This window comes from Bradyrhizobium sp. NC92 (assembly GCF_025200865.1).
Taxonomy (GTDB): domain Bacteria; phylum Pseudomonadota; class Alphaproteobacteria; order Rhizobiales; family Xanthobacteraceae; genus Bradyrhizobium.
This window is the reverse complement of the sequence record NZ_CP104171.1, coordinates 7,907,043-7,931,187: the sequence shown is the minus strand read 5'-3', so window position 1 is coordinate 7,931,187 and position 24,145 is coordinate 7,907,043. Positions and strand designations below refer to the sequence as shown.

The 24,145-nt window shown below is 63.2% G+C and carries 22 protein-coding genes and 1 tRNA gene; 12 read left to right on the top strand and 11 right to left on the bottom strand.

Annotated features, from left to right (window positions below; translation table 11 throughout):
- The first annotated feature begins 22 nt into the window (after nucleotides 1-22).
- From N2602_RS36875 to N2602_RS36855, 5 genes are all read left to right on the top strand, one after another.
- The gene (locus N2602_RS36875) at nucleotides 23-967 is read left to right on the top strand and encodes a homoserine kinase (RefSeq protein ID WP_260381159.1); all 945 of its coding nucleotides are present in this window, start codon (nucleotides 23-25) and stop codon (nucleotides 965-967) included.
- Between the two features lie 359 nt (nucleotides 968-1,326).
- Nucleotides 1,327-2,199, top strand: coding sequence for a GNAT family N-acetyltransferase (locus N2602_RS36870; protein ID WP_260381158.1), 873 nt, complete (start codon nucleotides 1,327-1,329; stop codon nucleotides 2,197-2,199).
- Between the two features lie 11 nt (nucleotides 2,200-2,210).
- The gene (locus tag N2602_RS36865) at nucleotides 2,211-3,404 is read left to right on the top strand and encodes an alanine racemase (protein WP_260381157.1); all 1,194 of its coding nucleotides are present in this window, start codon (nucleotides 2,211-2,213) and stop codon (nucleotides 3,402-3,404) included.
- A 22-nt stretch (nucleotides 3,405-3,426) separates the two neighbouring features.
- Complete coding sequence (locus tag N2602_RS36860; RefSeq protein ID WP_260383805.1) at nucleotides 3,427-4,890, top strand: aldehyde dehydrogenase family protein; 1,464 nt, start codon at nucleotides 3,427-3,429, stop codon at nucleotides 4,888-4,890.
- A gap of 266 nt (nucleotides 4,891-5,156) precedes the next feature.
- The gene (locus tag N2602_RS36855; protein ID WP_212256239.1) at nucleotides 5,157-6,479 is read left to right on the top strand and encodes an FAD-binding oxidoreductase; all 1,323 of its coding nucleotides are present in this window, start codon (nucleotides 5,157-5,159) and stop codon (nucleotides 6,477-6,479) included.
- Nucleotides 6,480-6,648: 169 nt separating this feature from the next.
- Here the strand turns inward: N2602_RS36855 and N2602_RS36850 are convergent, their stop codons facing one another.
- The 6 genes from N2602_RS36850 to N2602_RS36825 all read right to left on the bottom strand — a co-directional run bounded on the left by N2602_RS36850 (nucleotide 6,649) and on the right by N2602_RS36825 (nucleotide 13,621).
- The gene (locus N2602_RS36850; protein ID WP_260381156.1) at nucleotides 6,649-8,088 is read right to left on the bottom strand and encodes an FAD-binding oxidoreductase; all 1,440 of its coding nucleotides are present in this window, start codon (nucleotides 8,086-8,088) and stop codon (nucleotides 6,649-6,651) included.
- Between the two features lie 216 nt (nucleotides 8,089-8,304).
- The gene (gene lpdA, locus N2602_RS36845) at nucleotides 8,305-9,702 is read right to left on the bottom strand and encodes a dihydrolipoyl dehydrogenase (protein ID WP_260381155.1); all 1,398 of its coding nucleotides are present in this window, start codon (nucleotides 9,700-9,702) and stop codon (nucleotides 8,305-8,307) included.
- A gap of 4 nt (nucleotides 9,703-9,706) precedes the next feature.
- The gene (locus N2602_RS36840) at nucleotides 9,707-10,981 is read right to left on the bottom strand and encodes a dihydrolipoamide acetyltransferase family protein (protein WP_260381154.1); all 1,275 of its coding nucleotides are present in this window, start codon (nucleotides 10,979-10,981) and stop codon (nucleotides 9,707-9,709) included.
- Between the two features lies 1 nt (nucleotide 10,982).
- Entirely contained in the window at nucleotides 10,983-11,996 is a 1,014-nt protein-coding gene (locus N2602_RS36835) for an alpha-ketoacid dehydrogenase subunit beta (RefSeq protein ID WP_260381153.1), read from the bottom strand.
- Between the two features lie 3 nt (nucleotides 11,997-11,999).
- Nucleotides 12,000-13,259 (bottom strand): 3-methyl-2-oxobutanoate dehydrogenase (2-methylpropanoyl-transferring) subunit alpha, encoded by a 1,260-nt coding sequence (locus N2602_RS36830; RefSeq protein ID WP_260383804.1) that lies wholly within the window; start codon nucleotides 13,257-13,259, stop codon nucleotides 12,000-12,002.
- Nucleotides 13,256-13,621, bottom strand: a complete 366-nt coding sequence (locus tag N2602_RS36825) for a hypothetical protein (RefSeq protein WP_172786006.1) — start codon at nucleotides 13,619-13,621, stop codon at nucleotides 13,256-13,258. The genes N2602_RS36830 and N2602_RS36825 overlap by 4 nt, the downstream gene beginning before the upstream one ends.
- Before the next feature lie 32 nt (nucleotides 13,622-13,653).
- On the opposite strand from N2602_RS36825, the gene N2602_RS36820 reads away from it, so the two are divergent.
- The gene (locus N2602_RS36820) at nucleotides 13,654-14,166 is read left to right on the top strand and encodes an Lrp/AsnC family transcriptional regulator (RefSeq protein WP_172786005.1); all 513 of its coding nucleotides are present in this window, start codon (nucleotides 13,654-13,656) and stop codon (nucleotides 14,164-14,166) included.
- A 106-nt stretch (nucleotides 14,167-14,272) separates the two neighbouring features.
- On the opposite strand, the gene N2602_RS36815 is transcribed toward N2602_RS36820, so the two are convergent.
- A complete protein-coding gene (locus tag N2602_RS36815; protein ID WP_260381152.1) occupies nucleotides 14,273-15,604 on the bottom strand; it encodes an MFS transporter in 1,332 nt (443 codons plus the stop codon).
- A gap of 636 nt (nucleotides 15,605-16,240) precedes the next feature.
- Between N2602_RS36815 and N2602_RS36810 the strand changes: the two genes are divergently transcribed.
- From N2602_RS36810 to N2602_RS36800, 3 genes are all read left to right on the top strand, one after another.
- Entirely contained in the window at nucleotides 16,241-17,134 is an 894-nt protein-coding gene (locus tag N2602_RS36810; protein WP_260381151.1) for an NAD(P)-dependent oxidoreductase, read from the top strand.
- 37 nt (nucleotides 17,135-17,171) lie between these two features.
- Complete coding sequence (locus N2602_RS36805) at nucleotides 17,172-18,653, top strand: aldehyde dehydrogenase (RefSeq protein WP_172786003.1); 1,482 nt, start codon at nucleotides 17,172-17,174, stop codon at nucleotides 18,651-18,653.
- Between the two features lie 147 nt (nucleotides 18,654-18,800).
- Entirely contained in the window at nucleotides 18,801-19,880 is a 1,080-nt protein-coding gene (locus tag N2602_RS36800; RefSeq protein ID WP_172786002.1) for an isocitrate/isopropylmalate dehydrogenase family protein, read from the top strand.
- An 11-nt stretch (nucleotides 19,881-19,891) separates the two neighbouring features.
- Here the strand turns inward: N2602_RS36800 and N2602_RS36795 are convergent, their stop codons facing one another.
- Nucleotides 19,892-20,788, bottom strand: coding sequence for a LysR family transcriptional regulator (locus N2602_RS36795; RefSeq protein WP_172786001.1), 897 nt, complete (start codon nucleotides 20,786-20,788; stop codon nucleotides 19,892-19,894).
- Nucleotides 20,789-20,844: 56 nt separating this feature from the next.
- Between N2602_RS36795 and N2602_RS36790 the strand changes: the two genes are divergently transcribed.
- On the top strand, nucleotides 20,845-21,099 hold the full coding sequence (locus N2602_RS36790) for a hypothetical protein (RefSeq protein WP_260381150.1): 255 nt from the start codon (nucleotides 20,845-20,847) through the stop codon (nucleotides 21,097-21,099).
- Between the two features lie 27 nt (nucleotides 21,100-21,126).
- Here N2602_RS36790 and N2602_RS36785 read toward each other — a convergent pair.
- Nucleotides 21,127-21,211: transfer RNA gene (locus tag N2602_RS36785), tRNA-Leu, on the bottom strand.
- Between the two features lie 154 nt (nucleotides 21,212-21,365).
- Here N2602_RS36785 and N2602_RS36780 point away from each other — a divergent pair.
- Nucleotides 21,366-21,905 (top strand): disulfide bond formation protein B, encoded by a 540-nt coding sequence (locus N2602_RS36780; protein WP_212256256.1) that lies wholly within the window; start codon nucleotides 21,366-21,368, stop codon nucleotides 21,903-21,905.
- Between the two features lie 3 nt (nucleotides 21,906-21,908).
- Here the strand turns inward: N2602_RS36780 and N2602_RS36775 are convergent, their stop codons facing one another.
- On the bottom strand, nucleotides 21,909-22,994 hold the full coding sequence (locus N2602_RS36775) for an AbrB family transcriptional regulator (RefSeq protein ID WP_260381149.1): 1,086 nt from the start codon (nucleotides 22,992-22,994) through the stop codon (nucleotides 21,909-21,911).
- A gap of 100 nt (nucleotides 22,995-23,094) precedes the next feature.
- Nucleotides 23,095-23,385 (bottom strand): PsiF family protein, encoded by a 291-nt coding sequence (locus N2602_RS36770; RefSeq protein ID WP_172785998.1) that lies wholly within the window; start codon nucleotides 23,383-23,385, stop codon nucleotides 23,095-23,097.
- Between the two features lie 200 nt (nucleotides 23,386-23,585).
- On the opposite strand from N2602_RS36770, the gene N2602_RS36765 reads away from it, so the two are divergent.
- A complete protein-coding gene (locus tag N2602_RS36765) occupies nucleotides 23,586-24,068 on the top strand; it encodes a hypothetical protein (protein WP_260381148.1) in 483 nt (160 codons plus the stop codon).
- The last annotated feature ends 77 nt before the right edge of the window (nucleotides 24,069-24,145 follow it).

The following is a 24,145-nucleotide window of genomic DNA, read 5'->3' as shown; positions in this document are numbered from 1 at the left end:
GGGATCGAGGACTGCTTCAACCATGGCCGTGTTTACGGAATTGTCATTCCACGAGGTGACGTCGTTCTTCCGAGCGCTGGGACTCGCCGCGCCTCGTTCCCTTCGTGGGATCACCGGCGGAATTGAGAACACGAACTACTTCGTCGACACGGATGACGAGGCCTATGTGCTCACCTTGTTCGAGCGCCTTACATCCGAGCATCTGCCGTTCCACCTGTACTTTATGAAGCATCTTGCGGTACGAGGCATGCCCGTCCCGGATCCGGTTGCTGACGCACGGGGCGTGATCCTTCACATGCTGAAAGAGCGGCCCGCGGTGGTCGTCAACAGGCTTCCTGGTGCAAGTGAGACGGAACCCACGGCGGCCCATTGCCGTTCGGTCGGCGAGTTCCTGGCGCGTTTGCACGTGGCCGGGAGCGAGTACCAACGACAGCAGGCCAATCCGCGGGGCCTTCAATGGTGGAATGAGGTTGCGCCGGTGCTCGGCGGCCGCCTCCCTGCCGGACCGCGCTCGCTGCTCTCGACTGAATTGGTCTTTCAGAACGAGCTCGCTTTATCCTCCAGCTACAGGCAACTCCCCACGGGGCCGATCCACGCCGATCTGTTTCGCGACAACGTGTTGTTCGAGAGGGGGCGCCTGTCCGGCGTCATCGATTTCTATTTCGCCGGGTGCGACACGTTTCTGTTCGATATAGCAGTGTGTCTCAACGACTGGTGCGTCGATGGCCTCACCCGCCGCGCCAATGTCGAGCGAGCCGCCGCTTTCCTGGATGCTTATGAGAGCGTTCGGCCGCTGACTTCCTCCGAACACAAGCTGCTTCCTGCGATGCAGCGCGCAGCGGCATTCCGGTTTTGGCTGTCGCGTCTCTGGGATGTGCACCTGCCTCGGCAGGCTGCGCTCCTTAAACCACATGATCCCGGCGACTTCGAACGCATCTTGCTCATGCTCCGGGGAGAGTTCGCGTGATCATGATCGTCCAATTTGCGGCAGCAAGGGTGGGGGTACGATGGCGCCGACCCTAGAAGGCCGAACTCGCGAGCTTCTTTCGCGGGTCCAGGCGGAGGGCCTCTATAAGCATGAGCGGATGATCACTGGCGCGCAAGCGGGCCGGATCCGTGTCGTTTCGCAGTCTTCCGAACGGGACAGCAGATTGATCCTGCTGCCGCATCATCAATGAAATTCTATGCCGAACTTTGCGGCAGTCTGCTGCGTAATGCTGTCGGACCCAAGTTACGCTGCGAACTGCGCGGGGATCATGAGATGGCCTCGCGCTGTCTGGCGCTGGCGATTAGGCCTGCAACCCGAGCAAGAGACGTCGACCGATCATGACAGCCGCATTTTATCCAGCCGGGCAGCGCGACAACGAAGACCTGGCCCTGCTTCCTTTCTCCAGAGCGCATTTGGAAGGCGCCCTGAAGCTCTCGCAGGAGATGTCCTGGCCCTACCGCATTGAGGATTGGGACGTTGCGCTGCAGCTGGGTCATGGGTTTGTTCTGCAGCGCGAGGGGACGGTGATCGGAACCGCGGCGTGGTGGCCATACGGCGAGACTCACGCGTCCGCCGGCATGATCATCGTCGCGAAGGCCGCTCAAGGCCGCGGCTATGGGGCGCGGCTGATGGATGCGTTGCTGGCGTCCGCGCGCCCACGGACCATCGCGTTGAATTCGACGGCCGAAGGCATCACGCTTTATCGCCGCCGCGGTTTTCTGCCGACCGGGATCATCCATCAGCATCAGGGAATTCCACGCCAAAGCCACGAGACGCCGCGATCGGGCCTCCTCAGACCGATGGAGGCATCGGAGTTCGAGGCGATCGCGCGGCTCGACCGCACTGCTACCGGGTTGGAGCGGCGGCAGTTGCTGAATCGGCTGTTCGATAGTGGTGACGGTTATGTCCTGCTGCGTGACGGCATACTTTGCGGCTACGCCATCTCTCGGCTCTTCGGCCGAGGGTATGTCATCGGTCCCGTGGTGGCCGAGAGCCCGACCGATGCACGCGCGCTGATCGAGTTCGCGATCGCGCGGCTCGGGCCTGTCTTCGTCCGGATCGATACTCCGGCCTCCTCGCAGCTCGGGGAATGGCTCGAAAGCATCGGCCTGCAGCAGGTTAGTGATGCCACCACCATGGTGCTGGGGACGCCGGCTGCATGGACTGGACCGGCCCGCATGTTCGGGCTCGCCAACCAGTCATTCGGCTAAGGGATATCGGGATGCTACACGTGGAGATAGACAGGACGGATGTCCCGAACGCCGGGCCGGGCGAGACGGCCGCAACGATTGGTGCGCTGGCAACACCGGCGCTCCTGCTCGACAAGGACCGGCTGGATCGCAATCTGGCGCGCCTGTCCTCTCGTATGGCCCGGCAAGGCGTCGTGCTGCGTCCCCATATGAAGACGGCGAAATCCATTGACGTCGCCCACCGCGTCTATCCATCGGAGGCGGGACCAATCACTGTCTCAACTTTGGCGGAGGCGGAGTACTTCGCGCAGCATGGATTCCGGGACATCACCTATGCCGTGGGTCTGGCGCCCCACACAGCTGAAAGAGCGATGCGTCTGCGAAAAGCAGGCATCGACCTCAAGGTGCTGCTCGATTCGCCGGAGCAGGCGATCATCCTCGGCGCGGCCGCTCGGGCCGCCGGCGTAGCGCCGTCTGCTTTCATCGAAATCGACTGCGACGGTCACCGTGGCGGGCTGACCGCTGAGGATCCCAAGCTCATCGCCGTCGCGGCCGCCGTGGCCAAGGCCGGCGTCGACCTCGTAGGCATTCTCACCCATGCCGGCGAATCCTACGGCCTCAGCACGCCCGCGGCCCTTGTCGCGGCTGCGGAAAACGAGAGGGCCGTTGCCGTCGCTGCGGCGGAGAGGTTGCGCGCGGCGGGACATGAGTGCCCTGTCGTCAGCGTCGGCTCGACGCCGACAGCCCATTTTGCCGAAGACCTGACCGGCGTCACGGAAATGCGAGCCGGCGTCTACATGTTCTTTGATTTGGTCATGCACGGCGTCGGTGTCTGCACGACCGACGACATCGCCATCTCGGTGCTTGCTACCGTGATCGGCAAGAAGCCCGAGAAGGGCTGGATCCTGGTCGATGCCGGGTGGATGGCGCTGTCGCGCGATCGCGGCACCGCGGCGCAGCGAGTCGACCAGGGCTACGGTCTGGTCTGCGACGTGGCCGGCAAAGTCTTTCCTGACCTGATCGTTTCGCAAGCGAGCCAGGAGCACGGGATCCTCGCCATCAGGCCCGGGTCGGCGCAGGCTTTGCCCAATCTTCCGATCGGCGCGAAGGTCCGCATCCTGCCCAATCATGCCTGTGCGACGGCGTCGCAACACGAACTGTACAACGTCATCTCCGCCGGCAGCGACGCGATCGCAGCGCGATGGCCGCGGATGCGCGGCTGGTAGGTTGTCGAAAGGATCGCTTCCAATGACCTCTCCTCTTCGACACCTGACGGAAGCCGGCTTCCTCGGAAAATTCTACCTCGACGGAGGATGGCGGAAGCCGGTCGGATCAGTCGTGGCAGCAGCAACCGTCGTCAATCCGGCGACGGAGCAGCCGATCGCTGACGTCGCGCTCGGCGATGACGATGATGTGGACTGCGCCATAGGAGCTGCCAGACGAGCCTTCGCAGGCTGGTCCATGACACCGCCTGCTGACCGAGCGGTGCTGCTCGACCGGATTCACGGTTTGCTGCTCCAGCGGCTGGAGTTGTTCGCGCAGGCGCTCACGTGCGAGATGGGAGCTGCCATCACCTATGCGCGTCGAGCCCAGGTGCCGCTGGCGGCCGAGCATATCCGTGTCGCCCGCGACAACCTTGCGAACTATCCCTTCGTCACCCCACGCGGCAGCACCGCGATCTTGCGCGAGGCGATCGGTGTCTGCGGTCTCATCACCCCCTGGAACTGGCCTCTCTACCAGATCACAGCCAAGGTCGGCCCCGCGCTCGCGGCTGGTTGCACCGTGGTGTTGAAGCCGAGCGAATTAGCGCCGCTGAGCGCCTTGCTATTCGCTGAGGTCATGGACGATGCAGGTTGTCCGCCCGGCGTCTTCAACCTCGTCAATGGAACAGGCCCGATCGTGGGCGCTCGTCTGGCGGCGCATCCGCATGTGGACATGATCTCGATCACCGGCTCGAACCGGGCCGGCGTTCTCGTCGCGCAGGCCGCGGCGCCCACCGTCAAGCGCGTCGCCCAGGAGCTCGGCGGCAAGTCGCCGAACATTATTCTGCCGGACGCCGATCTCAGCCGTGCTATTCCGCTCGGCGTCGGCGCCGCCTTCCGTAATCTCGGCCAATCCTGCAGCGCTCCGACGCGCATGCTCGTGCCTCGCTCACACATGAAAGAGGTCGAGACCTTGGCGGCAGTGGCCGCTTCAGAGCTGGTGGTCGGCGATCCGCTTGGGGAAAGCACGACCCATGGCCCGATCGCCAACCGGCCGCAGTACGAGCGCGTGCAGACCATGATCGGTGTCGGCCTGGATGAAGGCGCCAAGCTCGTCATCGGTGGGCCCGGGAGGCCCCGCAACCTTCAAATTGGCTTCTATGCGCGGCCGACCATCTTCTCGAACGTCCGTTGCGACATGAGGATCGCGCAGGAGGAGATCTTCGGCCCGGTGCTGTCGATCATTCCCTACGATACCGTGGACGAGGCGATCGCGATCGCCAATGATACCGTCTACGGACTCGGCGCCCATGTGCAGGGCACCGATATGGAGACGGTGCGGGCCGTCGCCAGGCGGATTCAGTCGGGTCAAGTGCATCTCAACCATCCCGACTGGGACCCCAACGCACCTTTTGGCGGCTACAAGCGCTCCGGCAACGGACGCGAATACGGCCGTGAGGGCATGGAGGAGTATTTGGAGACCAAGGCCGTCCTCGGATTTTACCGATGAAGGCCAGCGATCTACTGGAGCAATCGATGCAGATCGGGGAATTTCCGAGGGCCACAAGCGCGCTCCAGCGGACGGGCAGGTCCCGCCGCCTTCCGCCGAACTGGGATTGGCTGGGCCTGAGCAACTCGTATCATTCAAGCGGCCAAAAACCCGAACATCTTGCGAAGCCCGAGATGATTTCAGCACATTCTATTGCGCGCACGATGCGATGATGGGCTGATCGGGACTTCGCTTTCGTGTTCCCGGCAGCCGAGGTTCGTTGAAACATGTCGCCCCACGTCGAGCGCATTCACAGCGATGAGCGTCTCCCAGCCGAAGCCGATGTCGTCATCGTCGGCGGCGGCATCCTCGGCTCTACGGCCGCCTATTACCTGGCGAAGCGCGGCCTCTCTGTGGCGCTGCTCGAGAAGGGCCACGTGGCCTGTGAACAATCGAGCCGAAACTGGGGTTGGTGCCGCCAGCAGAACCGCGACCGGCGCGAACTGCCGCTCTCGGTGATCTCCATGCGGCTATGGGACGAGCTCACGCGCGATATCAATCGGGACCTCGGATTTCGGCGCTGCGGTCTCGTCTATGCGACTCACGACGAGGCTGTGCTCGCCGGCTGGGAAAGGTGGCGCGAGGTCGCCAGGGAGTACGACGTCGACACCCGCGTGCTGAGCCGGGCGGAGGTGGCCGAGCGCGTCCCCGAAGCGCGCGACAAATGGGTCGGCGGGACCTATTCGGAGCGGGACGGCAAGGCCGAACCTGCGCTCGCCGCGCCGGCTATCGCCGAGGGGGCCAGAACTCTGGGCGCCACAATCCACCAGGAATGCGCCGCGCGGGGGCTCGACCTGGCCAACGGCAAGATCGCGGGCGTGCAGACGGAGAAGGGCTATATCAGAACCAGCGCGGTGCTGTGCGCCGCCGGCGCCTGGTCGTCGCGCTTGCTTCGGCCGCTCGGGATCAGCTTCCCCCAGGCGAGCATCCGTCAGACCGCGCTGCGTTCTACCCCGACAATCAACATCGGCGAGGCGGTCTCCACTCCCTACTGCACGATCACGCGCCGACTGGACGGCAGCTATACGCTTGCGATCAGCGGCAAGGCGAACCTCGAAATCACGCCCCAGGCGATCCGATACAGCCGGGAATTCATGCCGCAGTTCTTGCGTCGGCTGAAGAACGTCAGGCTCGGCGTTGGCCGATCGTTCGTTTCGGGACCGGATTCGATGTCGGCGCTGCTGACCGACGACGATCGGATCTTCGAGCAGAATCGCGTGCTGGATCCACCGCCCTTGAAATGGCTGGTGAGCCAAGTGGTGGAGAGTGTCCGGAAAACCTTCCCCCAACTCGGGGAAATCAAGATCGATAGCGCCTGGGGCGGCTTCGTCGATTGCACGCCGGACGCAGTGCCCGTGGTGTCGCAGGTAGACGGGGTGAAGGGCCTCGTCCTCGCAGCGGGCTGCTCGGGTCACGGCTTCGGTCTCGGCCCAGGGCTCGGCTATCTGGCCGCACAGCTCGTCGTCAACGACACGCCTTGCGTCGATCCCGCACCGTTTCGGCTGTCGCGTCTGACCGACGGCTCGAAGCTGGATATCTCCGCAATCTGAAGATCGAGCCGGAAGTCAGGCCCTGCAGTCCCTAAGGAGCGTTTCCTCCCCAACTTGAGCCACTCCTTCGGAGTGGCTCTTTCTTTATGGACAAGACGATTTGGCTGATCGAGGTGCATCGGCCGAAGCCCACCGTTTGGAAAGCACCGACAGCTCGCCGGCCCATAGTTCAACGGTCAGACTTCTCTCCCAACGGACGAACGACCGCGCCGGCGTTCATGATGTCCGCCGGATCAAAGGCAGTCTTGATCCGGCGCATCGCCGCGATACGCCCGACATCGCCGTACCGCTCCAGAAGGTGCTTCTTGAAACGACCGACGCCGTGCTCCGCGCTGAACGTGCCGCCGAGCGCCGCGGCCGTGTCGTAGAGTTGCAGCGAGAGGCTGCCTTCGATCCGCTTGGTGAATTCCAGCCGGTCGACATCGCGAGGAACGAGCACGTTGTAATGCAGATTGCCGTCGCCCACATGACCGTAGACGGACAGTTCAAGGTCGGCGTCATACGATCGCACCTGCGAGCCGGCAAGGTCCAGAAAGCGCTGAATGCAGGAAAGCGGCACCGAGATGTCGTGCTTGACCGATCCGTTCCGGCGCTTCTCGCCCTCGGGGATGGTCTCGCGGAGCCGCCACATCGCGGTCCGCTGTGATCCGCTCTGCGCCAGCAATGCGTCATCGATCCAGCCGGACTCGATCGCCTCGACCAGAACGGCTTCCATCAGTTCGTCCAGATCGATATGCCTTGAGGAAGAGGCGATCTCGACGAGGATGGCGCCTGCTGGGCTTGTTGGAAGGGAGGGCGGGTCGGTCATTGCTTCGGTCGCGAGCGCGATGGATCTGGCCGCCATGAATTCGAACGTGGTCAGCAGGTCTGCGGATTCGCGGCGGACCAATGCGAGAAGCTCGGCGAGCGGTGCCCCGTTCGCGAGCTTCAGCCAGGCAGTCGCGCGGCGGGTCGGCAAGGGCGCGAGACGCAACACTGCGCCGGTGACGATGCCGAGAGTCCCCTCGCTTCCGACGAAGCACTGCTTGACGTCGTAGCCGGTGTTGTTCTTCCGCAGCTTGCGCATGTCGGAGACGACCGTGCCGTCCGCCAGGACCGCCTCGATCCCGAGCAGCAGATCGCGCGTCATCCCGTACCTGACGACTGACAGCCCGCCGGCGTTCGTGCCGATGTTGCCCCCGATCCGGCAACTGCCTTCCGCGCCGAGGCTGAGCGGCAACAGAAGGCCGGCAGCCGCCGCGGCGTCCTGTACGTTCTTCAGGATGGCGCCGCCATCGACAGAGATGCTCATGGACACGGGATCGATTTCGCGGATCCTGTCCATCCGCTCGAGGCTCACGATAATCTGGCGTCCGGATGCGTCCGGCGTAGCGCCGCCGCAATAGCTGGTGTTGCCGCCTTGCGGAACGATTCCGATCCCGTGGTGCGCCGCCAGCCGTACCACGTCAGCGACTTGCTGTGTCGTGGCCGGCTTCAGCACGGCAAACGTCGACCCCGTGAAGAGCTGGCGTTGATCCGTTGTGTAGGTGGCGATCCCCTCTGGGTCGTCAACGACGCCTCGGTCGCCTACAAGGTCGCGAAAGGCCCGAACGTGTACTGACTGGGACATGCTCTGCTCCCGATTGGCATCGGGTGATCTTTGCGGGTTTGTGCCGCATTGGCTGCCGTTGAGAGGGCATCCCGAAGAAAACAATGCCGAATTACCACCGATGCCGGCAGCTTGCAGCGGGTGTCGAACGCCTTCATCGCCTATGCCGTTCCGGACTCCACAATTCCCCCGACGGGAGGCGCCGCCGCGGCGCGGGGCATGGGAGTTCCTATACGACTAAATATGAATCGCATGTCCCAGCGACTTCAGCGCGGCCTCGTGAAAGGCTTCGCCTTGGGTCGGATGCGCATGGATGGTCATGGCGACATCCTCGAGGCGCGCGCCCATCTCCAGCGCAAGACCGAAGGCTGCCGAGAGCTCGGCGATGCCGGCGCCAACACCCTGGATTCCCAACAGGAGATGATTGTCGGCTCGCGCGACGGTTCGGATGAAGCCGTCTTCCCGATCCAGCGTCAGTGCGCGGCCGTTGGCCTTGAACGGGAAGAGGTCCGTCTTGACCTCGAAACCCCTGCTGCTCGCCTCGTTGGGTGACAGGCCGACCGTGACAATCTCGGGGTCAGTGAAGCAGATCGCCGGGATCGAAATGCGGTCCCAGGCGCGACGGCGACCGGCAACGATCTCAGCCACCATTTCGCCTTGCGCCATGGCGCGATGCGCCAGCATCGGCTCTCCCGTGACGTCTCCGATCGCGGAGACGCCGTGCATCGAGGTGCGGCATCGGTCGTCGATTCTGATAAAAGGTCCATCCATGTCGAGATCGAGAATCTCGAGCCCGAAGCCGCTTGTCGCGGGTCTGCGGCCGACCGTAACAAGGATCTTGTCGGCTTCGAGTGACGTCTGCTCCCCGCTGGCGGTCTCGATCGCCAGCGCCGCGCTTTCCGTGCCGAGTGCTTGCACCTTTGCGCCCGTCAGAACCGTGACTCCGAGCGCGGTCAGGCGCCTTGCGATGGGCTCACTCAGGTCGACATCATATTGCGGGAGAATGCGCGGCGCAGCCTCGACGACCGTGACGGCTGCGCCCATTTTCGCGAGCGCAGTGCCGAGCTCGAGGCCAATGTAACCGCCGCCGACCACGACAAGCTTCTTCGGGATTTCGGTGAGCGCCAAAGCCTCGGTCGAGGAGATCACGCGGCCTCCGAAGGGAAGGAACGGCAGCGCAACCGGCTCGGAGCCCGTCGCGATCACCACCGTTTCGGCACGGATCACCTGTCGGCCGGATGGCGTTTCGACCTCGACGGTCTTGCCGTCGCGAAAGGAGGCGCGACCAGCCACGTATCTGGCGCCGGCTCTTTTCAGTAGACCAGCCACGCCGCCGTTCAGGCGCCTGACGATATCATCCTTCCAGGCGATGGTCCTCGCGAAGTTGAGTGATGGCGGCGCAGCGGAAATGCCGAAGACATTCTTGCCATCGGCGGCCCGCGCGATGGTTTCATACTCACCGGCCGCATGGATCAAGGCCTTGGAAGGAATGCAGCCGACATTGAGACAGGTTCCACCCGGCTTTTCGGCCTCGACGATGATCGTATCGATGCCGAGCTGGCCGGCACGGATCGCGCAGGTGTAGCCGCCGGGGCCCGCGCCGATGACAAGGAGCTTGCAGGTGATTTCGGTCATTGTCTTATGCGTCAATGAAGATCATGGCCGGTGTCTCCAGCTGTGTCTTGATCCGCTGCACGAACTGGGCTGCATCGAACCCATCGATCACCCGGTGATCAAAGCTGGACGACAGATTCATCATCTGACGCGGAACGAAGACGGCGCCATCCCAATGCGGACGGATGGCGATGCGGTTGACACCGACGATTGCGACCTCCGGATGATTGATGATGGGCGTCGTCGCGAGCCCGCCCAGTGCGCCGAGCGACGTGATCGTGATGGTCGAGCCGGTGAGTTCGTCGCGGGTGGCGCTGCCGTTCCGCGCCGCTTCCGCGATCCGCGCGACCTCGGCGGCGCAATTCCAGAGGTCGCGCGCTTCCGCATGCCGGACGACGGGGACCACCAAGCCGGTCGGCGTTTGCGTGGCAATCCCGATATGAACGCCCGCGTGCTGGTGAACGATCCCGGCCTCGTCGTCGAAATGGGCATTGAGATGCGGCAGCCCGGTGATCGCGCGCACCATGGCGCGCATCAGGAACGGCAACAATGTCAGTTTGGGCCTGCCCGGCTGCTTCTGGCTGTTGAGCTTCGCGCGCAAATCCTCGAGCGCGGTGACATCGACCTCTTCGATATAGGTGATGTGCGGAATGCGCGAGTTCGCAATCGACATCTTCTCGGCGATCTTGCGGCGTAAGCCGACGATCTTGATGTCGGTCACCGCGGTTTGCGCGGGATACGGCGTCGCTGTCGTTCCGATACCGCCGCGCGCGAAATGGGCGTCAAGATCATCGTGGGTGACCCGCCCGGCCGGGCCCGTTCCGCGAATCTGACGCAAGTCGACGCCTGCTTCCCGCGCGCGGAGCCGAACCGCCGGGGCGGCCAAAGGCCGATCGCTTGCGTGGCGGAGTAGCGCCGCTGATGGCTGCGTCCTCCGCGCATTGGGCGGATCGCTCGCCGGCACGCGCGGGGCGCTTGCGGCATGATCAGACTTTTTGGCCGAAGCGCTTGCCGCGGACGATGCGAGCTTCACCGCTTCCGTCGCGGGCGCGCTCTTGCCGTCGACCTCCAGCCGAACGAAGTCCGAGCCGATGGCGAGAACGTCGCCCACACTGCCGGCGAGCCAGATGACCCGTCCCTCGGCGGGCGAGGGAATTTCCACCGTCGCCTTGTCGGTCATGACTGCGCCGAGCACGGCGTCCTCGCGCACGACATCGCCGACCTTCACGTGCCATTCCACGAGCTCGGCTTCCGCAATGCCTTCGCCGACGTCGGGCAGCTTGACCACGCGCTCGGCCATTTCAAGCCTCCAGCGTTTCGATCAGCGCACGACTGACTCGCGCCGGGCCCGGAAAGTAGTCCCATTCCTGTGCGTGTGGGTAGGGCGTGTCCCAGCCGGCGACCCGCGCGATGGGGGCTTCCAGATGATAGAAGCATCGCGTCTGGACCAGTGCGCAGAGCTCAGCACCGAATCCGGAGGTCAGCGTTGCCTCATGCACGATCACGCAGCGTCCGGTCTTCTTGACCGAGGCTTCGATGGTGTCGAGATCGAGCGGCAGCAGCGAGCGAAGATCGATAATCTCGGCATCAATACCGGCTTCGGTCGCGGCGGTCTCGGCGACATGAACCATCGTGCCGTAGGCGAGGATGGTGACGGCCTCGCCGTGCCGGCGGATCGCGGCGCTACCGAGCGGAATTGCAAAATGTCCGTCGTCGACTTCGCCGAGATCATGCTTCGACCACGGCGTCACCGGCCGATCATGATGACCGTCGAATGGACCGTTATAGAGCCGCTTCGGTTCGAGAAAGATCACGGGATCGGGGTCCTCGATGGCGGAGATCAGCAGACCCTTGGCGTCGCGCGGGTTCGATGGCACGACGGTCTTGATGCCGCAGACATGGGTGAACAGAGCTTCCGGGCTCTGGCTGTGCGTCTGCCCGCCAAAGATGCCGCCGCCGGTCGGCATGCGCACGACGAGCGGGCAGGTGAACTGGCCATTCGACCGATAGCGTAGCCGCGCGGCCTCGGAGACGATCTGGTCGTAAGCCGGATACATGTAATCGGCGAACTGGATTTCGACGCAGGGTTTCAGGCCATAAGCTGCCATGCCCACCGCGATGCCGACGATGCCGAGCTCGCTGATCGGGGTATCGAAGCAACGGCTCGTTCCGTATTTCGCCTGTAGACCCTGGCTGGCGCGAAACACACCGCCGAAATAGCCGACATCCTCGCCGAACACGACGACATCGTTGTCGCGCGACATCATCACATCCATCGCGTCGCGAATCGCCTCGATCATGGTCCGCCGTGTCATGGTTCAGACTCCGGCTTCCTGGCGCTGACGGCGCAGATGTGGCGGCATATCTGCAAATACGCCCTCGAACATGTCACGCGCCGAAGGACGTTGCTCGGAATGGAGCGTGCCGTAGCTCTCGGCTTCCTTTTGGGCCGAAACGACTGTGTCCAGGATCTCCGCCTCAGCCTGCTTGTGCCGCTCCTCCGACCAGGCGCCGCGGACGATCAAATGGTTCTTCAGCCTGATCACGGGATCTCCGAGCGGCCACGCTTCGGATTCTGTCTTCGGCCGATAGCCCGCTGGGTCGTCCGAAGTAGAATGCGCACCGACGCGATAGGTTACGTGCTCGATCAGGGTCGGGCCGAGGTTGCGGCGTGCGCGTTCGCAGGCCCATTTCGCGACCGCATGGACTGCAAGGTAGTCGTTGCCGTCGACACGTAGTGCCGGAATGCCGAAGCCGAGACCGCGCGCCGCAAACGTGCCGGAGCCGCCGCGTGCGATGCCCTGGAAGGTCGAGATGGCCCATTGATTGTTGACGATGTTGAGCACGACCGGCGCGCGATAGGTCGAGGCGAACACCAGTGCGGCATGGAAGTCGGATTCGGCAGTTGCCCCATCGCCGATCCACGCAACTGCGATCTTGGTGTCGTTCTTGATCGCGGACGCCATCGCCCAGCCGACCGCCTGGATGTATTGGGTGGCGAGATTGCCGGAGATCGAGAAGAAGCCGTGCTCCCTGGAGGAATACATCACCGGTAGCTGGCGCCCCTTCAGGGGATCGTGCGTGTTGGAGTAGATCTGACAGGCCATCTCGACCAGCGAGTAGCCGCCGGCGATCAAAAGCCCCGCCTGGCGATAGGTCGGAAAATTCATGTCGCCCGGAAGAAGCGCCTTGCGGAAGGCGCAACTCACGGCCTCTTCGCCCATATGCTGCATATAGAACGACGTCTTGCCCTGACGCTGTGCTGTCTGCATCCGCGCGTCAAATGCACGCAACGTCATCATGTGACGCAAGCCCTCGAGCAGTTCGCTGTCCGAGAGGGTGCCTGCCCAGGGACCCACGGCCTCGCCATCGCGATTGAGCACGCGAATGACGGAGAAGGCGAGATCACGAATCGTCTCGGCGTCCACGTCGACTGCGGGACGATTGACCTGGCCTGCGCGCGGAATGCGGATGTTCGAGAAATCTGGCGTGCCGCCCGGGCGCACCGCTGGTTCCGGCACGTGCAGCCTCAGTGGCGGATGCTCGGCGGATTGAGCCGCCTCGCCTGGCGGGATCATGTCATGGATGAGGTCGGGGTCGGGCATTGGCTTTCACCTCTCACCTCGATTGCATCGATGCAGAATAACGCACCAACGCGGCGAACGAGCCGGTCGACGACGTCGCGGTCATCGATATCTATGGAAGCCGAGATGCGGCAGGCGTTCGAATCCACGCGCGCGCTGACGGCGGCAAGCCGCAGCCCCGCGACACGGGTCTGGTCGAGCAGGCGGCCGAGTGCGGCGTGCATATCGCTGGTCTGGAGTTCGAGAAAAAACACCGCATACGTCTCGTTTTGTAAGTACATCGTACTGGCAAAGACCAGGATTGTTGTTCTTTTGATCTGGGTATAGCCTGGATATGCGATAAGGATATTCCACATATAAGCCGTAAGGCCAGAATGGAGTTCTTGGTATGGTGCCGATCGGACGTGCCTCGAGGCCGGTCAAGGCCCCGCGCAAGGATGCGCTTCGGCTAGACGAGATCGATCGCAAGATCCTGCGCGCCTTGCAGCAGGATGCACGCCTGACGACGGCGCAACTCGCCGACAGGATTGGGCTCTCCACCACGCCATGCTGGAACAGGCTGAAGCGTCTCGAGACGCAGGGCTATATCGATGGCTACGTCGCGCTGCTCAATCAGGACAAGCTTGGCCTGCCCGAAACGGTCATCATAGAGCTGACGCTCGATCGTCACGACGAGGAGATGCTCGAACGCTTTGGTCAATTGCTGACGAATTTGCCGGAGGTGATCGAGGCCTATCTCACCACCGGCGATTACGATTACATTGTGAAGGTCGCGGTCGAAAGCACCGCCGGCTATGAACGCTTCCTGCGCGAAAAGCTCTATCGCATCCCTGGCATCCGGCACAGCCGGTCGTCATTTGCGTTGCGCTGCCTGAAAAAGCTAACCTCGGTCCAGGTCTAGCAAAGGATCGGGGCACTCCAGTCGAGCCCTCATCGCTCCTGACGGCAGTCGTCCCATCCCCCAAGTTGGGAATGGGGCTAGGATCTACCGGGCGATGCTGCAAAGGCTACCGTCCCGGCTCGCCGAACTCGTGCTTGCTGTCGTGGCCGCCGATGAACACCAGGACCCCGGCGATCAGCGGCAGGACCGCAAGCACCAAGAGACCGGTCGAGGTCTGCCCCGTTGCTTCCTTGACCCAGCCGATCAGATAAGGACCGCCAAAGCCTGCGAGGTTGCCGATCGAGTTGATCAGCGCGATGGCGCCGGCGGCCGCCGTGCCGGAGAGCCAGGCGGTCGGCAGCGTCCAGAACACGCCGAAGCAGCAGAACACGCCGATCGCCGCCACCGTCAGCGCCACCATCGTCAGCGTGGGATCGGTGAGATAGGAGGACACCGCGAGCGCAATAGCAGTCAGCAGCAGCGGTGCGCCGACATGGAACACGCGCTCACGCGTGGCATCGGAATGCCGCGCCCACAAGATCATGGCGATGGTCCCGAACAGATAGGGAATCGCGGTGACGAAGCCGGTCTGTGTGTTCGTCAGGCCGAACGCCTTGACGATCTGCGGCAGCCAGAACTGCATGCCGTAGAGCGCGCCGACGAAGCCGAAATAGATCAGGCTCAGCGTGATCACCTTCGGCGAGGTCAGCGCTTTGCCAAGAGACAGATGTTTGACCGCCTTCTTGGCCGCAGCCTCCGCATCAAGCTTGGCCTTGAGCCAGGTCTTCTGCTCGGGCGAGAGCCAATCTGCCTTCTCCGGCTTGTCGGTGAGATAGAACCAGGTGGCGATGCCGAGCAGCACCGACGGAATGCCCTCGATGATGAACAGCCATTGCCAGCCCTTCAACCCCATGAGGCCGTCGAGGCCGAGCAGCAAGCCCGAGATCGGTGCGCCGATCACGGTGGATACGGGGACCGCGATCGCAAAGGCCGCGATGAAGCGGCCGCGGTACTCGGCCGGGTACCAATAGGTGAGATAGAGGATGATGCCGGGGAAGAAACCGGCCTCGGCGACACCGAGCAGAAAGCGCAGAATGTAGAAGCTGGTCTCGCCGCTGACCATCGCCATCAGCGCCGAGATGATGCCCCAGGTCACCATGATCCGGGCGATCCAGCGGCTGGCGCCGAATTTCTCCAGCGCCAGATTGCTCGGCACCTCGAAGATGAAATAGCCGATGAAGAAGATGCCGGCGCCCCAGGCGAACACCAACGGGGAAAATTTCAGGTCCGCATTCATGGTCAGCGCGGCAAAGCCGAGATTGACGCGATCGAGGTAGGAGAAGAAGTAGGCCAGCACCAGGAACGGGATCAGTCGCCAGGAGATGGCGCGAATGGTCGAAGTCTCGATCGCCGACTTGGCAGCGCCGGCGGCACCGGCAAAGGTGGTGGTCTGACTCATCGCGATTCCCCCGTCTGTCCGCCAAGTCGACTTGGCTTCGTTATGATTGATGTTTGCGGATCTAATTCTCGGCAGAGTGCTGAAGCAATGCTGGCGTAGCGCAGTAATTCTGAACGGGGTGTCAGTTTTTCTCACGGGCCGATGTCCGGGTGACACTGCGGCCCTCGTTGGACCGTCGACGTGCCTCGGCATGACCGAAGTAACCCCGTGGGTTTTTCCGACCCCCCGAGGAAAGGCTGGCAGATCAGAAAAACCAAACGGGAGGTCAGAAAAAGCGCCTTGCGTGGAACCGGACGACGCCGCTCATCTTGCGCCATCAAGAAAGAAGCCTGTCGCAGGCGAGGAAACGATGATTGCAAGCGGCCTATCCAGCGCAAGAGCATGGCTCGGCCTTCAAATCCGGTCGCGCCGCCACGCGTCGGTGCCGCAACGTTGCGCCGACCAAATGAGCCGCGCGGAGCATCTGCGGATGCGGGCTCGGCTAGCGTCGTGATCCGCTCTTACCTGCCAAATTGCTGGCGCTGTCCATCGGATCGTGGTCGCCAAGCGCGAGAAGATCGTCGACGCGATCAGGCGACAGAGCAACAGATCATCTACGCCGTCATTCACGAGAGGCTTGCATGAACGATGAATGAGATGACTAAGCTGAGAGTCGGAATTGTCGGTGTAGGTCTGATGGGCCATGGAATCGCAAAGAATGTCCTGGCGCGGGGCAGCTTTCCTCTGGCCTTTCTCGACCATCCGGGCAATCAACCCGTTGACGATCTCCTCAGCCTCAGGGCCACGGCCTGCAAGACGCCCGGTGAGGTCGCGAGCGCGTCGGATGTTATCATCCTCTGCGTAACGGGTTCGCCTCAGGTCGAAGCGATCCTGTCGGGCGAAGCGGGCGTTCTGTCTGGCCTCCGTAAGGGCACCATCATTGTCGATTGCTCGACGGCGCTGCCGGACTCGACATTGCGGATGGCCGCCGCGGTCGAGGCGGCGGGTGGACGCTTTCTCGATGCGCCCATGACGCGCACCGCCAGGCACGCGGAAGAAGGAACGCTGAACCTTCTGGTTGGCGGCGACGAAGCCGACCTTCGCAGCGTCCGCGCGGTTCTTGCCTCTTTCACCGAGGGTGTGGAACATGTCGGCCCGGTGGGGTTCGGCCACCGGCTCAAGCTGCTCCATAATTATGTATCGATCGGCTTCATGGCGCTGCTTGGCGAGGCCGCGGCGCAGGCCGCCGATGCAGGCGTCGATCCGGCGGTCTTCGTCGACGTCCTTGCCAAAGGAGGCGGGGCTGGCGTTGCGCTCCAGCGCATGGCGCCCGCAATCGTGACGGGCGATACCGGCACGATCCCGTTCTTTATCGATAATGCGCTAAAGGATATCTCCTACTACCGGATGATGGCGAGCAACTCCGGCGCATCCAAAGCGATCGCAGACGGTGTCAGCACTGCGATCGCGGCTGTGGTCGAGAGCGGCCATGGCCAAGCCTATATTTCCGACCTGGCGCGGCTCCTTCGAAAAACGAAGCCGGCAGCCTAGACCGAGAACGAGTGTTGAGACAGGGACGACCGATCCAATGACAATGACCGATATCCGATTTCCCGTAGATGGCCGAACTCGCAAGATGTTCGTCGATGGCGCGTGGGTTGAGGCCCGCTCGGGAAAAGTCCTCGAGACGCGCAATCCCGCGACTGGCGAGGTGATCGGCCGTGTCCCGCGTGGCGATGCTGGCGACATCGACATTGCCGTTAGCGCCGCCCGGCGCGCCTTCGTGGGACCGTGGAGCCGCTTCAAACCGTTCGAGCGACAGGCTCTGCTCCTGCGCATTGCCGATCTGTTCGAGAAGCATTGGGAGGAGATCAGCCGGTCCGACACCGCCGACATGGGTATGCCGATCGTCAGGACGCGGGCGAACAAGCTTCGCGTGCTCGGCATGCTCAGATACTACGCCGGCATGGCGACGGCGATTCATGGGCAGACGATCGACAATTCGCTTCCCGGCGACATAGTTTCGTTCACGCGGAAGGAGCCGGTCGGCGTGGTCGGCGCGATCATCCCGTGGAACGCGCCCACCGCTGCGTCGGTTTGGAAGATCGGACCTGCGCTCGCGACCGGATGCACCATCGTGCTCAAGCCTTCCGAAGAGGCGCCGCTAACGCCCCTCCTGATCGCGGATTTGATGAACGAGGCAGGTGTGCCGCCCGGCGTCGTCAACGTCGTGACCGGGACCGGCCCGGAGGCCGGCGCGCCTTTGGCCGAACATCCCGGTGTCGACAAGATCGTCTTCACGGGATCCACTGCCACTGGCCAGGCGATCATCCGAGCGTCGGCCGGCAATCTCAAACGGGTATCCCTCGAGCTTGGCGGAAAGTCGCCGGTCATCGTCTGCGCCGACGCGGACCTCGACAAGGCTGTCCCGATTGCCGCGATGGCAGCGTTCGCCAATTCGGGCCAGATCTGCATCGCCGGCTCCCGCCTGTTCGTCGAGCGAGCGATCCACGACGAGTTGGTCGAACGGCTCGGAAAGTTCGCTTCGGCCCTCAAGATCGGCGACGGAGCTGATCCCATGACGGAGATCGGACCCCTCGTTTCCGAGCGACAGCTCGACAAGGTCGAAGGCTTCCTGAACAGCGGACGCGACCAGGGCGCGAAGGTCGTGACCGGAGGCCGAAGACTGAGAGAGGGGAGTTTCGCGAAGGGCAACTTCGTCGAGCCGACCGTGTTCGCCGGCGTCTCCGACGACATGCAGATCGCCCGTGACGAAATCTTTGGTCCGGTCATTTCCGCACTGCCGTTCGACACGCTCGATGAAGCCGTGGAGCGCGCCAATGCGACACCATACGGGCTTGCGGCGGGTGTCTTCACGCGTGACGTAAGCAAGGCCCACATCATTTCGCGCAGTCTCCGGGCGGGATCGGTCTGGGTGAACACCTATCACGCGATCGATCCTGCATTGCCTTTCGGCGGCTACAAGATGAGTGGATATGGCCGTGAAGGCGGCACCGAACAGCTCGATGAGTACCTCAACACGAAGGGAGTCTGGATCAAGCTGGACTGACCCGATCATTCTGTCGGCTTCGCGGTCAGTCGTGACGATACACATCTGATCGACGCTTCACCCAAGGTGGCGCGCCGATGCGTGACCTTGCGCATTCGTGGCTGCGAGGGAAGAGACGAGACCACTACAATCAACCGAGCGAGTATCATGAAGGACAGTTACAAAATTGCGGTCGTGCACGGAGATGGCATCGGACCGGAAGTCGCTCGTGCGGCGGTTGCGGTGCTGCAGGCTGGTGTCCAGACCGGCACGCTCCAGTTCGTGGAATACCCGGCGGGTGCCACTCACTTTCTCGAAACGGGAGACTCTTTTCCGGCGACCTCGTTCGAGGGCTGTCGCGGGGCCGACGCCATTCTCCATGGTGCGGCTGGCATTCCCGGTGTGGTTCACCCTGACGGAACCGAAGCCGGACTTGATTTCACGCTCTCACTTCGCTTCAAGTTGGATCTGTATGCCAACGTGCGGCCCATTAGGCTCTACAAGGGCGTGCCGTCTCCGCTCGGGCATCCGGGGTCGATCGATTACGTCATCGTCAGGGAGAATAGCGAGGGGCTCTACGCCGCGCGCGGCGCGGGTGCGCTGCTGAGGGAGGAAGTCGCAGTCGACACGCTAGTTCAGACTAGGAAAGGTATCGAGCGTATCGTCCGGTTCGCGTTCGACCTCGCCAGATCGCGTAACGGCTCGCCAAAGGACGGCCGGCGCCGGGTCACCTGTTGCGACAAGGCCAATGTCCTGCGCACATATGCGTTCTTCCGTTCCGTCTTCGACGAGGTGGCCAAGGACTATCCCGACATTGAAGCCGAGCACGTCCTTGTTGATGCGATGACCGTTCATCTCGTCAACAAGCCATCGCACTTCGACGTCATCGTCACCGAGAACATGTTCGGCGACATCATTTCCGATCTCGGTGCCGCGACGGTCGGCGGCATGGGCATGTCCCCGTCGGAAGAAGTCGGTGATGGAATCGGCTTCTTTCAAGCTTCGCATGGCTCGGCGCCCGACATAGCAGGAAAGGGGCTCGCCAATCCCTATGGAACGATCCTGGCTGCGATACTGATGCTGAGACGCCTGGACCGGCGCTATCGCGATGATCGGCTGCGCCTTGGTGCCGACAGGATGGAAGCTGCCGTGTGCGCCGGGTTGGAGGATGCAGCGCTGAGGACACGGGACATCGGCGGCAATGCGACGACCAGTCAGGTCGTGGATGCGCTCCTGAAGCTGCTCTGAGCGGGAGGGCGTCAGCGCAGCTGGGAAAGACTTGAGCGGATCAAAGAGATCAGCTGCTCGGTGTTCGGGCGCCTGACCGAGTTGCGCGTGGTAATCAAGCCAATCTGGCGAAGCTTGATTTGATCGGAGAGCGGGACCACACGAAACCGCTGCACGCCGGCCTGCACCAGCGCGACTCGTGGCACGATCGCGATGCCGAGGCCGGACGCGGCCAGTGCCACCGCTGTCGTGGCGGCCTGAACTTCAAATTGAACATCGAGCCGGACGTGGAGCGTCTCCAGCGTCTCGTCGATCAACCCTCGCACGGCTGTCGTTTTCGACAGCAGGATGACCGGCTTGTCCACCAGATCGGCGAATCCTGTGCTTGCTTGCCCCTCGTCGAACACCGGCGGTACGCAGGCAAAAAGGGGGTCCTCAAGCATCGGCTCGAACTCATAGTCCCCCATGTCGGGGACTTGCGGACCAATACCGAACTCGACATCCTGCCGCTTGAGGAGTTCAAGCATAGGCGTCGTGGAGAGCTCCATGAGCTGGACCTGGCTCCGCGGATAGCGGACCTTGAATGTCGCCAGGATGTTGGGCAGCCACCCGGACGCGAGCGTCGGAACGCAGGCCATGCGAATGTGACGGCTGCGGGACTGTGCTGACTCGCTCAGCAAATCCAGCCCGGACTGAACTTCCTGGAGGGCGCGCTTTGCCTGCTCGAACAGAATTCGCCCCTCAGATGTCAGCAATACTTTCTGCGGCGTTCTGCGAAAAAGGAGGACGCCGATCTGCTCCTCCAAGTCGCGGATCTGCATGCTGACCGCAGAAGGAGACCGGTTCGATTCCTCGGCGGCCTTCCGGAAGCTTTCGTGCTCAGCTGCAAGCAGGAAGGTATGGAGAAGCTTGAGATTGATGTTCGACAAGTCCTATGCCCTGCTTCTGCGTTTCCGCGCATGTGACGGGGAGGGACAAAGCCCCCGTGCGCCGGAAGACCGATCTGTTCACAATATCCAGCGGCGATTGGTACGTATATCGAGTGGAAAGTTCAGCCGTCGTTCCTGGGGGCCATCTGCTCAATTCCCTCGTCGGGAATAGCGAAATTCGCCATGAACGTTTGTTCGCCCGATACCGACAAAATGCCAACAAAACGGACGGCTGGAGCGAACTTTTACTTGTGGTTTCAATGCATCGCGAAGATTTTCCGGAGAAATCCGGGATCGAACCGACGGCTTAAGGCATAGTTATTATTAGTGTTTTATCGTGGTGCCCCTGGCCGGAATCGAACCAGCACTCCTTGCGGAACTCGATTTTGAGTCGAGCGCGTCTACCAGTTCCGCCACAGGGGCCCTCGGTCGGCCCCATAGGCGGCGTCGCGAAGCCGGCGGACTATAGCCATGGACGGGGCGGGGTCAACCCGCGCCAAAGTGATGTCAGCCGTTCTCGACAGCCGCATGGGCCGGGGCTAGAGGCTGGGGCGCGAGAGATGCCAAAGAGGCTGCCGTGACCACCGAGAGTGCCGCCATACCTGCGTTCAAGCCGGCCGCCACGAGCCCCGCGCTGACCGCCGCGGTCTTGGTCACGCTGATCGGCGCAGCCACGATTGCGGGCGCCTGGTTCTTCCAGCTCGTCCTGGAGATCCTGCCCTGTCCATTGTGCCTGGAGCAGCGCTACGCCTACTACCTCGCAATACCGCTCGGTGCGCTCACGGCGCTGGCGGCGCGGAGCGGCGCGCCGCGGCCGCTGCTGCTGGCGGGGCTCGCGATCCTCGCCCTGGCGACGCTCGTCAATGCCGGTCTCGGCGCCTACCATTCCGGGGTCGAATGGGGGTTCTGGAAGGGGCCGACCGACTGCTCCGGGCCCGTCGTCAATCTCGGTAGCGCCGCCGATCTCTTGTCGAAGCTCGACACCGTGAAGGTGGTGCGCTGCGACGAGGTGCAGTGGCGCTTCCTCGGCCTCTCGCTCGCCGGCTACAACGTGCTGATCTCGCTCTTGATGGCCGCGATCGCCGCGTGGGGATTGGTGCGGACGGCGAAGCGCTAAAGCTCAATCGTCCACGTCGTCCTGCGTGCGCCCGAACAGGTGCACGATGCCCGGCGTTGCGATCGTCACGAAAACGAAACGCGACAGGTGATGGGCGCCGACGAAGATCGGGTCGATGTGCAGCGTCAAGGCCAGCGCCAGCATCGCATCCATGGCGCCGGGCGCGAAGGCGACGATGACGTCGGAGAATTTCACCTGGGTGGTGAGCGCCACGATGCCGACGAAGATGGCGGAGACGGCGATGGCCACGGCAAACGAGCCCAGGGCCGCGCCGAGGTGGCCGGCGAGCGTCTTGATTCGCATCCGCGCGAAACGGCTGCCGATCAGTGCGCCGATCCCGATCAGCGCCACGCCGCGCACCCAGTCCGGCAGGCCGCCCTCGACCCATCCGGCACCATGCAGCACGCTGGAGCCGATCATCGCGCCGAACATCCAGCTTGCGGGAAACCTGATCAGCCGCAACACGAACGCCGCCGCCAGCGACGCCGCGGCAAGCTCGAGGAGATCGAGCGGCGAGGCGATGGTCGTTGCCAGCGACGGCGCGGCGGAGGGTGCGACGCCTGCAATCGCCAGCACCATCGGCAGCGCGGCGGTCAGGATGATGACGCGCATGGTCTGCACCACCGCAATGCCCGGCAGGTCGGCGCCGCGCTCGACCGCCAGGATCGTGATCTGCGACAGTGCGCCGGGGCTGCCGGCCAGGAAAGCCGAGGTGCGGTCCCAGCCATGGATGCGCTGGAGGTAATAGCTCGAGCCGAACGTCGAGCAGAACGTGGCGAGCGCAAGCAGGCCGATGGTGAGAGGATAGGCGCTGACCTGCTGAAGCAAATGGCGCGACACCACCGAGCCCAGCGAGATGCCGAGCAGCACCAGCACGGTTTGGGTCAGGATCGGCGGCAGGCTCAGCTGGCGGCCGGCGATCGCGGCGATCCCGACCGCGATCATCGAGCCCGAGATCAGCCCGCCGGGCAGGCCGGCGAGCAGAAACACCAGGCCACCGGCGGTGCCGATGACGAGCGTCTCCACCGTGCTCAGGATCTTGGCACGGCTCGGCCATTCGAACGACAGGGAGGCGGTGATTTGCTTCACGCCACCTTATCGCAAATCCGCCCGAGCCGCACAATTGCAGGCTCGTCATGCCGCAATGCGCGACGTCTTCCGCGGATGCTCGGAAGGAAGCGTGACGGGCTTATTTCTTGTCGGCGGCGGGAGCTGCGGGAGCGGCGGCTGCGCTACCGGCCTTCGCCTCCTTTTTGCATTCGCGACGGAATTTCTTGCGCTCCTTCCCCTTCAATCCCTTGGCGTCCGCTTGCTTCGAGCATTCCAGCGATTCCGCCGACCGCTCCTTCGTTGCCTTCTTGTCGGGGACAGTGGCGGCAGTGTCGGTCTTGGCGGCCGGTGCGGTGGTCTGCGCGAAGGCGGTGCCGGTGAGGAGCAGGGAGGCGAGCGCGACGGCGGCGAGGCGGGACGTGAAGGTCATGTGGTGCACTCTGCTTGCGAGAATTGCGAAGGGCTGAAACGTCGGCTCGTGTTGCTGAACGCGACATGAATGAGTGAAGCGGCGGGATCACTATATTTTGCCGGCGCAACTCATCGCATCCTTGTCGCAAGCGTCCGGCACGCTAGGATAGCAATCCTCAATTCACTTCCGTCAGGGAAGACCAAGCAGGAGACCCAAGGATGACCATTCAGACGAAATTGTTGTGTGCGATCGCAGCGTCGGGTGTCGCGGGATTGCTGGCGAGCGCGCCGGCGCAGGCATTGACCGCGCAGGAGTGTAGCGCGAAGTACCAGGCCGCCAAGAAGGACGGCTCGCTCGGCACCATGAAGTGGAATGACTTCCGCAAGGCCCAATGCGGTGCAGATGCGACGCCCGCCGCGGCGCCGACCGCGGCAGCGCCCACGGCTCCCGCGGAGCCGAAGCAGGCCAAGAAGGAGGCGGCGCCCGCCGCGGCGCCGGCCCTGCCGGCGGGACCTGCGATTTACCCGAACGCGGTCGATCCGAAATATGCCAAGGAGCCCGCCGGCAAGGCGCGCCTGCACACCTGCGTCGACCAGTACAATGCCAACAAGACCACCAACGGCAACGGCGGCTTGAAGTGGATCCAGAAGGGCGGCGGCTATTACAGCGAATGTACCAAGAAGCTGAAGGGCGCCGCCTGAGCTTCGAATGCTACGAAGGCCGGAGCAACGCTCCGGCCTTTTCGCCTGTATTTTGGCGCACGATCTTTTCGGAAAAC